Annotated in this window: 11 protein-coding genes; 5 read left to right on the top strand and 6 right to left on the bottom strand. The window is 60.1% G+C overall.

Annotated features, from left to right (window positions below; translation table 11 throughout):
• Positions 1 to 52: 52 nt before the first annotated feature.
• A complete protein-coding gene (locus D8U61_RS15630) occupies positions 53 to 982 on the bottom strand; it encodes a ZIP family metal transporter (protein ID WP_130927242.1) in 930 nt (309 codons plus the stop codon).
• A 15-nt stretch (positions 983 to 997) separates the two neighbouring features.
• The gene (locus tag D8U61_RS15625) at positions 998 to 2,224 is read right to left on the bottom strand and encodes a zinc-dependent alcohol dehydrogenase (RefSeq protein WP_110600653.1); all 1,227 of its coding nucleotides are present in this window, start codon (positions 2,222 to 2,224) and stop codon (positions 998 to 1,000) included.
• Positions 2,225 to 2,600: 376 nt separating this feature from the next.
• Between D8U61_RS15625 and D8U61_RS15620 the strand changes: the two genes are divergently transcribed.
• Both D8U61_RS15620 and D8U61_RS15610 read left to right on the top strand, forming a co-directional pair.
• Positions 2,601 to 4,187 (top strand): ABC-F family ATPase, encoded by a 1,587-nt coding sequence (locus D8U61_RS15620; RefSeq protein ID WP_016774693.1) that lies wholly within the window; start codon positions 2,601 to 2,603, stop codon positions 4,185 to 4,187.
• 333 nt (positions 4,188 to 4,520) lie between these two features.
• Positions 4,521 to 5,708, top strand: a complete 1,188-nt coding sequence (locus D8U61_RS15610) for an MFS transporter (protein WP_130901511.1) — start codon at positions 4,521 to 4,523, stop codon at positions 5,706 to 5,708.
• 39 nt (positions 5,709 to 5,747) lie between these two features.
• Here D8U61_RS15610 and D8U61_RS15605 read toward each other — a convergent pair whose 3' ends face one another.
• Entirely contained in the window at positions 5,748 to 6,785 is a 1,038-nt protein-coding gene (locus D8U61_RS15605; RefSeq protein ID WP_125926849.1) for a dienelactone hydrolase, read from the bottom strand.
• A gap of 167 nt (positions 6,786 to 6,952) precedes the next feature.
• A complete protein-coding gene (locus D8U61_RS15600) occupies positions 6,953 to 7,564 on the bottom strand; it encodes an FMN-dependent NADH-azoreductase (protein ID WP_130927241.1) in 612 nt (203 codons plus the stop codon).
• A gap of 126 nt (positions 7,565 to 7,690) precedes the next feature.
• On the opposite strand from D8U61_RS15600, the gene D8U61_RS15595 reads away from it, so the two are divergent.
• Together D8U61_RS15595 and D8U61_RS15590 are read left to right on the top strand one after the other, a co-directional pair.
• Positions 7,691 to 8,599 carry a LysR substrate-binding domain-containing protein gene (locus D8U61_RS15595; RefSeq protein ID WP_125916232.1) on the top strand — a complete coding sequence of 303 codons (909 nt, stop codon included), beginning with the start codon at positions 7,691 to 7,693 and terminating at the stop codon, positions 8,597 to 8,599.
• A complete protein-coding gene (locus D8U61_RS15590; RefSeq protein ID WP_130927240.1) occupies positions 8,596 to 8,955 on the top strand; it encodes an MmcQ/YjbR family DNA-binding protein in 360 nt (119 codons plus the stop codon). The genes D8U61_RS15595 and D8U61_RS15590 overlap by 4 nt, the downstream gene beginning before the upstream one ends.
• Positions 8,956 to 9,074: 119 nt before the next feature.
• On the opposite strand, the gene D8U61_RS15585 is transcribed toward D8U61_RS15590, so the two are convergent.
• Together D8U61_RS15585 and D8U61_RS15580 are read right to left on the bottom strand one after the other, a co-directional pair.
• The gene (locus D8U61_RS15585) at positions 9,075 to 9,503 is read right to left on the bottom strand and encodes a DUF1294 domain-containing protein (RefSeq protein WP_130927239.1); all 429 of its coding nucleotides are present in this window, start codon (positions 9,501 to 9,503) and stop codon (positions 9,075 to 9,077) included.
• A complete protein-coding gene (locus D8U61_RS15580) occupies positions 9,500 to 10,330 on the bottom strand; it encodes an undecaprenyl-diphosphate phosphatase (RefSeq protein ID WP_130927238.1) in 831 nt (276 codons plus the stop codon). The genes D8U61_RS15585 and D8U61_RS15580 overlap by 4 nt, the downstream gene beginning before the upstream one ends.
• 293 nt (positions 10,331 to 10,623) lie before the next feature.
• Between D8U61_RS15580 and D8U61_RS15575 the strand changes: the two genes are divergently transcribed.
• Entirely contained in the window at positions 10,624 to 12,258 is a 1,635-nt protein-coding gene (locus tag D8U61_RS15575) for a methyl-accepting chemotaxis protein (protein ID WP_130927237.1), read from the top strand.
• Positions 12,259 to 12,373: the final 115 nt, after the last annotated feature.

Genomic DNA, 12,373 nt, shown 5'->3' with positions numbered 1-12,373 from the left:
AAAAATTCCTTTTTTGTGCGGGGCGATGCGCTCAGTGGTGTGCGTCGGTTGGCTAACCCAAAGCCGTGTCGAGAAACATCATCACGCCGAAGCCGAGCATGAGCCCGAGCGTGGCCGGTGTTTCGTGGCCGTTGCGGTGAGTTTCCGGAATCACTTCGTGGGATACCACGAAGATCATCGCACCCGCAGCCAGGCCCATCGCCACCGGGAAGCCCAGCGCGAAGCTGTTGGTGATGCCCAAACCGATGATCGCGCCCAACGGCTCCATCAATCCTGAAGCGGCGGCAATCAATGCCGCACGCACTGCAGAAATGCCGGTTACCCGCAGCGCCAACGCCACAGCCAGTCCTTCTGGAATGTCCTGAATGGCGATCGCAGTGGTCAGCGGCAAGCCGATTTTCATGTCGCCGGTGGCGAAGCTGACGCCGATCGCCATGCCTTCCGGCAGGTTGTGCAGGGTGATCGCCAGCACGAACAGCCAGACCCGATTGAAGCGCTTGGCTTCCGGGCCGCGCCGGCCGCTCTTTTCATGTTCGTGGGGAACGAAGCGGTCGAGGCCGACCATCAACGCCACGCCCAAGGCCATGCCTGCCACAACGACGGCAGCGGCGAGCATGGGACTGCTCACCGCCTCCTTCGCCGCCGCAATGCCCGGCAGGATCAATGAAAAGGAACTGGCAGCCAGCATCATCCCCGCCGCGAAACCGAGCATGGTGTCCTGGGTTCGCGAAGTAATCGCCCGCAGCGCCAGGGCCAATAACGCACCGACTGCCGTGGCCGCGAAACCCGACAGCCCGCCAAGTGTGGCGAGGCGCAAGGTGTCGCGGCCCGTACTGACCAGACCGGTGTAGCCACTGATCAAGAGCAACACGGTTACACCGACCAGGGTCAGCCAGAAAATGCGCCCTCCCCAGCCCGTACGCGAAAGGCTGACGAGCCATGCGCGCACGGGGGCGGCGAACGAAGATGACGGTAGCGCCATGAAAACTCCTCAATTTCAGGTGGCCGGTGCGAACGGCGTGGTTTCATCCAGCTGCGCCAGCGGAACATCGCTGCCACCCGGGGTCAGAATCACCTTGCGGCATTCTTCCTGCTTCTTATTGAAGATCTTGTAGCCCTCGGCCGCCTGCTCCAGCGACAGCCTGTGAGTGATGATCGCTTCGGGCTGCAACTTGCCGGTTTCAATGTAGCCAAGCAGCTCCGGCAGAAAACGCTGTACGTGAGTCTGGCCCATTTTGAAGGTCAGGCCCTTGTCAAAAGCGTCGCCGAACATAAAGCCATGGATAAACCCGGCATACACCCCCGGAACGCTGACCACGCCGCCACGGCGTACAGCGGCGATGCACTGGCGCAAGGCCTTGCCGCTGCTGCCTTCAAGCTTGAGTGTAGCCATGACCGTTTCGGTGGTGCTGCCCTTGGCTTCAAGGCCGACGGCATCGACCACGGCATCGACGCCGCGATGGCCGGGAGTCTGGCTGGTAATGGTGTCGGCCGGGTCATCGTCTTCATCGAAGTTGATCGGAATCACGCCGTAGGTGCGCTGGGCATAATCGAGGCGGTACTGATGGTGATCAACCATGAAGATCAGCTCAGCACCGAGCATTCTGGCGCAGGCTGCGGTGAGCAAACCGACCGGCCCGGCGCCATAGATGGCCAGACTCGAGCCCTGTTTGACGCCGGCGTTGATCACGGCTTGCCAGGCAGTCGGCAGGATGTCAGAGAGAAACAGTACTTTCTCGTCCGACAGCGTGCCCGGCACCTTGAACGGCCCGGTATTGGCTTTCGGTACCCGCACCAGTTCCGCCTGGCCACCGGGAATTCCGCCATACAGACGGCTGTAGCCGAACAGCGCTGCTGGCGGCGGAATCATTTTCTTGTTCAGCGCCGCGCCGGGACCTTCATTGGTGGTCTCGCAGGCGGCGTAAAGCTCTTGCTGGCAGAAGAAGCAATCGCCACAGGCGATCACGAACGGAATTACCACGCGGTCGCCGCGCTGCACGGCCGTGACGGCTGGGCCGGTTTCTTCGACGATGCCCATGAACTCATGGCCAAAGATATCGCCGTGCTCGACGGTGGGTATTTTGCCTCGGTACAGGTGCAGGTCCGATCCGCAGATGGCGGTAGCGGTGACGCGCAGGATGATGTCGTCGGCGGCTTCAAGTTTCGGGTCCGGTACGGTTTCGACGCGCACGTCATGGGCGCCGTGATAGGTCATTGCTCGCATGGCTTGGTCCTCACTCGTTTGAACGAAAATGGCTACTGCTCCACTTTCCGAAGTGAAAATGGCCGAGTGAGTTCATTCGGGTTTTCGAGATTTTGATCAGCGGATATCGGTGACTTCTCGGACGAGCCGATGCGTACGCCCGTTTGCCTGCCATATAACTGCCGTCTGAGTTATGCGACAATGCGCGCCAATGTCCAACAAGAACCCCGTACTCGTCGCTCAGCAGCTTGCCTTCAACGGCCCCAGTTGCGGACGGCTTATGCGCGTTGGCTCAACTCAAGCACAGACTGGGGGGAGCTGGAAAAGCTCCAGATTGGTATTCAAGTCCGGTACCAGGCACCACAGACCAGCTCTAACCCATTGATAGGTAAGGTAATTGATCTCCACAGCTAACATCACGATGCAGTTTGGCGCCAAGCCGCTGTTCGAAAACGTTTCGGTCAAATTCGGCGCAGGCAATCGCTACGGCCTGATCGGTGCCAACGGTTGCGGCAAGTCGACCTTCATGAAAATCCTCGGCGGCGATCTCGATCCGTCCGGTGGCCAGGTCATGCTCGAGCCGAACGTGCGTCTGGGTAAGCTGCGCCAGGATCAGTTCGCCTACGAAGAATTCACCGTGATCGACACCGTGATCATGGGTCACGAAGAGCTGTGGAAGGTCAAGGCCGAGCGCGATCGCATCTATTCGCTGGCGGAAATGTCCGAAGAAGACGGCATGGCCGTTGCCGAGCTGGAAACCGAGTTCGCCGAGATGGACGGCTACACCGCCGAATCCCGCGCCGGCGAACTGTTGCTGGGTCTGGGCATTCCGCTGGAACAGCATTTCGGCCCGATGAGCGAAGTTTCGCCAGGCTGGAAACTGCGCGTATTGCTGGCGCAGGCACTGTTTTCCGATCCGGAAGTGCTGTTGCTCGACGAACCGACCAACCACCTGGACATCAACACCATTCGCTGGCTGGAAAACATCCTCACCCAGCGCAACAGCCTGATGATCATCATCTCCCACGACCGTCACTTCCTGAACAGCGTGTGCACGCACATGGCTGACCTGGATTACGGCGAGCTGCGTCTGTTCCCGGGCAACTACGACGAGTACATGACCGTGGCGACCCAGTCCCGCGAGCAACTGCTGTCGGACAACGCCAAGAAGAAAGCGCAGATCTCCGAGCTGCAATCGTTCGTCAGCCGCTTCTCGGCGAACGCCTCGAAAGCCAAGCAGGCCACCTCCCGCGCCAAGGCGATCGACAAGATCCAGCTGGCCGAGGTCAAGCCTTCCAGCCGCGTCAGCCCGTTCATTCGTTTCGAGCAGAACAAGAAGCTGCACCGTCAGGCGGTCATGGTCGAGAAAATGGCCAAGGGTTTCGATGGCAAGCCACTGTTCAAGGACTTCAGCTTCCAGGTTGAAGCCGGCGAGCGCGTTGCGATCATCGGCCCGAACGGTATCGGCAAGACCACCCTGCTGCGCACCCTGGTCAACGAACTGACCCCGGACGCCGGTAGCGTGAAATGGACCGACGCCGCCGAGCTGGGCTACTACGCTCAGGACCACGCTCACGACTTCGAAGACGACGTCACCCTGTTCGACTGGATGGGTCAGTGGACCCAGGGCGAGCAGATGATTCGCGGTACTTTGGGCCGGATGCTGTTCTCCAACGACGAGATCCTCAAGTCGGTCAAGGTCATCTCCGGTGGTGAGCAAGGCCGCATGCTGTTCGGCAAGCTGATCCTGCAAAAGCCGAACGTGCTGATCATGGACGAACCGACCAACCACTTGGACATGGAATCGATCGAGGCGCTGAACCTGGCGCTGGAAAACTACCCGGGCACGCTGATTTTCGTCAGCCACGACCGTGAGTTCGTATCGTCCCTGGCCACACGCATCATCGAGCTGAGCCCGAACGGCGTGACCGACTTCAGCGGCACTTATGACGACTACCTGCGTAGCCAGGGCGTCGTTTTCTAAGAGCAGCTTTTAGTTTCAAGCTGCAAGCTGCAAGCTGCAAGTTAAAAGCCCTGTCCGTGTGACGGGGCTTTTTGCATTCGGCGTTTGGGAATGGTGGGTGCGCAGATATTCGCGAGCAGGCTCGCTCCCACATTGATCGTTCCCACGCTCCGCGTGGGAATGCAGCCCGGGACGCTCCGCGTCCCAACAGCGGACGCAGAGCGTCCATGGCGGCGTTACCACGCGGAGCGTGGGAACGATCAATAAGGCGAAGTAGTTAGCCTGCTTTCTTTTATCCCGGCCCCGCGCCATGATGTCGGCAACTCTTCCACCGCCGCCCGCGAACGAGTGCTCATGTCTGCGCAGCCACTGCCACCGCAAAGCTCCTTGGCGATCACCCTGCAGATCGTCTCCATCGTTTTCTACACTTTCATTGCCTTCCTCTGCATCGGGTTACCGATTGCGGTGTTACCCGGTTACGTCCATGAGCAACTGGGTTTCAGCGCGATCATTGCCGGCCTGGTGATCGGCTCGCAGTACCTCGCCACCCTGCTCAGTCGGCCAATGGCCGGGCGCATGTCGGACACGCTCGGCACCAAACGGGCGATCATTTATGGCTTGTGGGGGATTGTCCTCAGTGGCGCGCTGACGTTGCTGTCGACCTTGCTGCAAAGCTTTCCGCTGACCAGCCTGTTGATCCTGATTGCCGGGCGCTTGTTGCTCGGTATCGCCCAAGGCCTGATCGGCGTCGGCACCATCAGTTGGTGCATGGGCCAGGTCGGTGTCGAGCACACCGCGAAATCCATTGGCTGGAACGGCATCGCCTCTTACGGCGCAATTGCCATTGGCGCGCCGTTAGGCGTGGTGATGGTTGCCGAATATGGTTTTGTCAGCCTTGGCCTCGCGCTGTCGGCGTTGGCGGCCGGTGCGCTGTGGTTGATCCGCAACAAGCCTTCGGTGCCGGTGATTCGTGGCGAGCGCCTGTCGTTCTGGGCGGTGTTCGGCAAGATTGCGCCGTACGGCACCAGCCTGACGCTGGCCTCGATCGGCTACGGCACGCTGACCACGTTCATCACCCTTTATTACCTCAACCGAGGCTGGACCGGCGCGGCGTACTGCCTGACCGTGTTTGGCGTGTGTTTCATTCTGTCGCGATTGCTGTTTATTTCGGCCATCGCCCGCTTTGGCGGGTTTGCCTCCGCCATCGTTTGCATGTCGGTTGAAACCGTCGGCCTGGTGATGTTGTGGCTGGCGCCCTCCACTGCGTATGCGTTGATTGGCGCAGGGCTGGCCGGGTTCGGGCTGTCACTGGTGTATCCGTCTCTGGGGGTGGAAGCGATCAAACAGGTGCCGAGTTCCAGCCGTGGTTCAGGGTTGGGGGCTTATGCGGTGTTCTTCGATCTGGCACTGGCGATTGCCGGGCCATTGATGGGCGCGGTGGCGTTGAATCTGGGCTATTCGTGGATTTTCTTCAGCGCGGCATTGTTATCGGTGACCGGGTTGGGCCTGACCTTGTTGCTCAAGCGCCGCGCACTTTCCTGAAAGCAGACAATTCAATTTCCCGTGGGAGCGGTGTTTGAGTTATTGATCCGCCGTCTGCATCCCGGCCCGTGTCGATCTGCCTAGTGCATGAGCAAAAAAACGTCCGGCCTCGGAGATCAGGTTGCGGTGTATATCCTCGCGATCTACCCCGTCGGCATCGGTGCACAACGCAGGCATGGCGCGGATCTGCTCTTCGGTGCACGGCGCCATGAACACGAAGTGCCCTGCTCCGGCCAGCAGTTTGAAGTCCGGCGCGGTGGGCAGTTTGCGCGCCAGGGCCGCAGCGTTTTTATCGAAGGCCACCAGTTTGTCGCCGTCGCCGCTATAGAGCAGCACCGGTACGTGCACATCGGCGAGGGTGTGGCGGCCGAACTTGAGGCTCAGCGGGGCCATCAGCAATAACGCGTGAACCCGTGGATCGGCCACCGGCTGCAAGTCATCGCGATCGACAATCAGCTCGCCCTGGGTGTTACAGGCGTCGTGATCGTCCGGGCGTTCCTGACAATAGCGGCGCAGACGATCCAGATCCGGTTGCGCCCCGGAAAGAATCAACGCGGTCTCGCCACCGGCCGAATAACCGATCACACCGACCTGTTCAGCGTTGACGAACGGCGCCAGCATGTTGTCGGCGAGGGTGGCGGTGATCGCTTGGGAAATCTGGATTGGCCGGCCGTAGAGATTGCTCAAAGTGCCAAGTCGGCTATGGTCGCGCCAGTTGTCGCCGGGATGAATCACCGCAACCACGACAAAGCCTTTGCGCGCCAGTGAAGTGGCCAGATCATGCAGAGCCAGCGGCGTACCGGTGTTGCCGTGGGACAGCATCAACATCGGAAAGCGGCCGATCGCGACTTTGGTGTCTTCCCCAGCCTCGACCGAATAGCCCTCAAGCAAGCTCATGTGCTCGCGGTCACTGGACGGGTAAAAAGCGATGGCGCGCATCGGTTGCAGATCGAGCGGGTCGAGAAAGGTCATCTCGTGATAACCGACGCTCCAGACAGGGTGGCGCCCCGGTGCGGCCTGCACTGAATTCAGGCTGCCCAGCAGGCAAATCAGCAACAGTGCACAAAGATGCCTCATGAATGCCCTACCCTGTCGGACCACATCGTCGGATGTGCTGAAACTGCATAACCCGGGCCAGATTATGTAACAGCCAGAAACAAAAAACTCCGTATTCGGCCCTTGCGGAACCAGAATACAGAGTTTTTGGGGGATTACCTGAACATCAGCTGTTCTTTACGCAAGCCTTATGCGGCGGCGAACAGTTGCTCGCTGATCTGCGCTTGCGCAGCGCTCATGGCGTTGTTGCGCACTTCTTCGCCATAGGCCAGACCTTCAGCGCGGACGATTTCGATATCGGTGATGCCGAGGAAGCCCAGTACCAGCTTCAGATATTCTTCATGAGCGATGCCGCTGGCCTGACCGGCGTGGATGCCACCGGAAGTCGACACGATCACCACTTTCTTGCCACCGCAGAGGCCTTCAGGGCCGGCTTCGGTGTAGCGGAACGTCTGGCCAGCGACGGCGACGCGGTCGATCCACGCTTTCAGTTGGGTTGGAACGGTGAAGTTGTACATCGGCGCGGCAATCACCACGGCGTCGGCAGCGATGAATTCGGCCAGGGTCGAAGCGCTCAGCTCGGCTTCGTGCTGTTGCGCAGCGTCGCGCAGTTCGGCGGTGGTGCCGGCGGCAACCAGTGTGGTCGACGAGAAGTGGCTGATCGCGTCGGCGGCCAGGTCGCGGTAGGTGACTACGGCGCTCGGCTCGGCGGCTTGCCAGGCGTCGACGACTTGACGGCTCAACTGACGGGAAGCCGAGTTGTCGCCGAGAATGCTCGAATCGATGTGCAACAGTTTCATGTGGGTTCTCCTGAAAGAATCGCCGGCGGCGACGGAATGGGGACAATCCTACGCAACAAACCAATGGCTGATTAGTCGCCGACAATGCGATAGTTCGTCCCATTGATAGAACGACTGGAAACGCGCATGCAGGACCTCAACGATCTCTACTATTTCGCCAAAGTGGTTGAAGCCGGCGGATTTGCCGCCGCCGGGCGCTTGCTCGGTATTCCCAAGTCACGGCTTTCGAGAAGAATTGCCGAACTGGAAGACCGACTCGGCGCACGTCTGCTGCAACGCACCACCCGCCAACTCAATCTCACCGCCGTTGGCGAACGCTATTTGCGCCACTGTCAGGCGATGTTGCTGGAAGCGGAAATGGCTGACGAAGCGGTGGCGAGCATGTCCAGCGAACCGCGCGGGCGCTTGCGGGTGTCGTGCCCGACCGGGCTTGCCCATGAAATGCTGCCGACGGTGATCAGCGATTTTCTCGGCAAGTTTCCGCAGGTGCAGCTGGAGGTCGTGCTGCTCAATCGCCGGGTCGATCTGGTCACCGAAGGCATCGATGTCGCTTTGCGTGTGCGCGATCACGGTGATGAAGACCCGTTGCTGGTCACCCGCCGCTTGCGTCAGGCCCAGGCGGTGGTGATCGCCAGCCCGGCGTTCATGCAAGGCAAGACCATCAATCATCCGCAGGACCTGAAAACCCTGCCGGTACTGGGCGCGCTGGAAGCCGATCGCATGGTGCATGTGCGCCTGCTCGATCAGCAGGGCAAGAGTGTTGATCTGAGCATGGAAGCGCGGCTGGGCATTGATGACTTCGTGGTGCGCAAGGCCTGCGTCCTGGCCGGTCAGGGTTTTACCGTGCTGCCGATGATGTTCTGCGAAACCGAATTGCGTAACGGCACGCTGGTGCAAGTGCTGCCGGAATGGTCATTGCCCGGCGGCTGGTTGCAAGCGGTGTATCCGCACCGGCGCGGGGTAATGCCGGCGGTGCGCGCATGGATCGATCACTTGGTCGAATCGTTCAATGCCTGCGGGGATAGATTTCTATGAAACAGGGAAGAATGAGCGAAGCCGAGGTCGCCGAGTTTTGTCTGGCCCTGCCCGGCGCCCGGGAAGATTACAAATGGGGCGGCGTGCGGGTGTTCTCGATTGCCGGCAACAAGATGTTTGCCTTGCAGGGATTACGTGGGGATTCGCTGGCGTTCAAGGTCGACAAGGATCTGTTCCTCGGCCATTGCGACCGCCCGGGGATTCATCCGGCGCCGTATCTGGCGCGGGCGCAGTGGATCATCATGCACCCGCCCTACCCGCTGAGAGCCGAGGAATTGCAGGGTTTGTTGCAGCGATCGCATCAACTGGTGGTGAGCAAGTCGCCCAAGAAGACTCAAATCGGCCTGCTTTTGTAAGCACGCAAATCCTGTGGGAGCGAGCCTGCTCGCGAAGGCGGTTTGTCAGGCGACTCATCAGCGAGGATGAGATTGCTTTCGCGAGCAGGCTCGCTCCCACAGGGGATTTTCGATGGACGTTAAATCAGCGACAGCAAGTTCGATCCGAGAAAAATCTGGTCAATCCAGAACACCTGATGCAACAACACGATCGCCCAGAACAGAATCTGAAACGACACCTTGCGCGTCTTGTGCCGAAACACCTGCTGCGCAATCAAAGCTCCTGGCCAGCCGCCCGCCAGTTCTACCGCATGCAGGATGTTTTCCGGGGTGCGCCAGGCATCGGCGCGGGCCTTGCGTTTGTCGGCCCAGTACAGAAAGAACGCCAGCACACTGACAATCCCGTACGCCGCCAGCGGCACCCGCGAGATGCCGCTGAGCCACATCGACAGCGAGCCGAACAGCGGCAGCGCGCAGACGATCAGCAACACCACGAGCTTCAATTTCAGATGCTGAACGCGCCCGCCTGAAGGCCGCCCCTCAGGGCGGGGCGTGCGCGGATCATTCATGCCTTCGCTGCCGACCAATCCACCCAGCCGAACTGCCAGGTCGCCAGAATGAACAGGCCGAACGCAATCCGGTACCAGGCAAACGCTGCATAACTGTGGCTGCCGATGAACTTGAGCAGGCCGCGTACAGCGATCATGGCGAAGATGAACGCCGTGACGAAACCAATGGCGAACACCGGGAAATCCGCCGGCACGAACAGGTCGCGGTATTTGTAGCCCGAATACACTGCCGCACCGACCATGGTTGGCATGGCGAGGAAAAACGAGAACTCGGTGGCGGTCTTGCGTGACAGACCGAACAGCAAGCCGCCAATGATCGTCGAGCCGGAACGCGAGGTGCCCGGAATCATCGCCAGGCATTGCGCGAAGCCGATTTTCAAGGCGTCGGTCCAGCGGATTTCATCGACGGTTTCGGCGTGGACTTCATGCTCGCGCTGTTCGGCCCACAGCATGATGATGCCGCCGATGACCAACGCCGCCGCCACGGTGATCGGGTTGAACAGGTATTCGTGAATCAGGTCAGCAAAGATCACCCCCAGTACCACCGCCGGGAGAAAGGCGATCAGCAGGTTGGCGGTGAAACGCCGGGCGCTCGGCTGGGTCGGCAGGCCGATCACCACGTCGAGGATCTTGCGCCGAAATTCCCAGACCACCGCGAGGATCGCGCCGAGCTGGATGATGATGTTGAACGCCATGGCCCGTTCGCCGCCGAAGTTCAGCAAGTCGGCGACGATGATCTGGTGTCCGGTACTTGAAATGGGCAAAAACTCCGTGAGCCCTTCTACAACGCCTAATATCAGTGCCTGCAAGGCAGTCCAAAGATCCATCAATCCCCCAAAGAGCGATGCGCGCGGCATGCCCCGATAGTATTTTTAGCGTTCACTGCGTTCAGCGTAGCGGGTTAAAGCTGTATCGATTCCGCGCGCACAGGATCTACACGAAACGGTAAAAATTCCGTGAAATATCAAAACCGGATTCAGGTTTTCGCGCGCGGGGCCGAAATCCTAACAGACAAGCCTCAAAAGCGCTCTGCGCGTTGGATGGTAGTCCCGGGCACTCAGCTGTGGCTGGATGCTGGCGATCGTTTATTACAAGAACAAGAATCCGGAGTGACAGCGTTATGAACAGCTTGCGCAGTGTGTCGATCAGCCGACGCTTGTGGCTCATCTTGATCGTGGCGGTGGTCATGTTGCTGACCTTGGGCGTGCTGATGCTCAAGCAGATCCACGACGACCTCTACCACGCCAAGGCGCAGAAAACCCAGCACGTGGTGCAGACCGCCAGTGGCCTGCTGACTTATTACCACGGCCTGGAAACCGCCGGCACCCTGACCAGGGATGCCGCGCAAAAGCAGGCGCTGACCGCGATCCGTGGCCTGCGCTACGACCAGAGCGACTACTTCTGGATCAACGACCTCACGCCCGTGATGGTCATGCACCCGACCAATCCCAAGCTCGAAGGCCAGAATCTTTCGGCGATCCGCGACCCGGACGGCTTTGCGGTGTTCAACGAGATGGTCGCCATCGCCAAGGCCAAAGGCGCGGGCATGGTCAATTATCGCTGGCCGAAACCGGGGGCGACTGATCCCGTTGCCAAGACCTCGTATGTGAAGCTGTTTGAGCCGTGGGGCTGGGTGATCGGTTCCGGTGTGTACGTCGACGATGTTCAGGCGGAATTTCAGGGACAAATGATCAAGGCGTCGGCGATCGGCCTGGCGATTGCGCTGATCATGGCGCTGCTGGTGATCCTGATCGCACGCAGCATCGTCCGTCCGTTGCAGGAGACCGTGAATGCGATGGCCAACATCGCCAGCGGCGAGAGCGACCTGACCCGCAGCCTTGATACCCACGGCAAGGATGAGGTCACTGAACTGGCCCATCACTTCAATGCCTTCACCGCCAAATTGCGCCGAGTGATTGGTGATCTGCAGGTCTCGGCCAGCGCTTTGGGTCAGTCGTCCAGTGAGCTGGGCAACGATGCCTCGCAAGCGCAGCAGCGCAGTCAGCAGCAATCGCAGCAGATGGAACTGGTCGCCACGGCGATCAACGAAGTCACCTACGGCGTGCAGGACGTGGCGAAAAACGCCGAACACGCCGCCGTCGAAATGCGTGATGCCGAAGCGCAGGCGCAACAGGGCCAGATCAACATTGACGGCAGCCTGCAACAGATCGACAAGCTCTCCGGCACGATCGATCAGGCGGTGGAAGTGATCCGCACCCTGGCGGCGGAGAGCACGCAGATTGGCAGCGTGCTGGAAGTGATTCGCTCGATTGCCGAGCAGACCAACCTGCTGGCCTTGAACGCGGCCATTGAAGCGGCGCGCGCGGGGGAACAGGGTCGCGGGTTTGCCGTAGTCGCCGATGAGGTGCGCTTGCTGGCTCAGCGTACGCAGAAATCGACCGCTGAAATTCAGTCGATGATCGAGCGTTTGCAGAATCACTCGGAGGCTGCGGTGAAGGTGATCGGCGACAGCAGCAAGGCCTCGCAATTGACCATCGAGCAGGCGGGACTGGCCGGGGCGAGCCTTAATGCAATTGGCCAGGCGTTGCGTAATCTCAATGGCCTGAATGCGTCGATTGCCAGCGCTACCTTGCAACAGGCGCAGGTGGTTGAGGACATCAACCAGAACGTGACCCAGGCGGCCGGGCTTTCCCATAGCACCGCGTTGGCGGCTGAGCAATCCAGTGCAGCCAGCTTGCGCCTTGGGCAACTGAGCGAACAGCTCAACGGGTTGCTGCGCCAGTTCCGGGTCTGACCGGTCACCGAGGTGAGCCCACCCCTCACCCCAGCCCTCTCCCCGAGGAGAGGGAGCAGATCACTGGGCTTTTCATGATCTGCGTTCGACGCGATATTCCAGGTCAGCGTACCTC

It is taken from the genome of Pseudomonas sp. Sample_14, from assembly GCF_004307515.1.
Lineage (GTDB): Bacteria > Pseudomonadota > Gammaproteobacteria > Pseudomonadales > Pseudomonadaceae > Aquipseudomonas > Aquipseudomonas atacamensis.
Note: the sequence above shows the minus strand (reverse complement) of the source record. Positions and strands in the feature narration are given on the sequence as shown.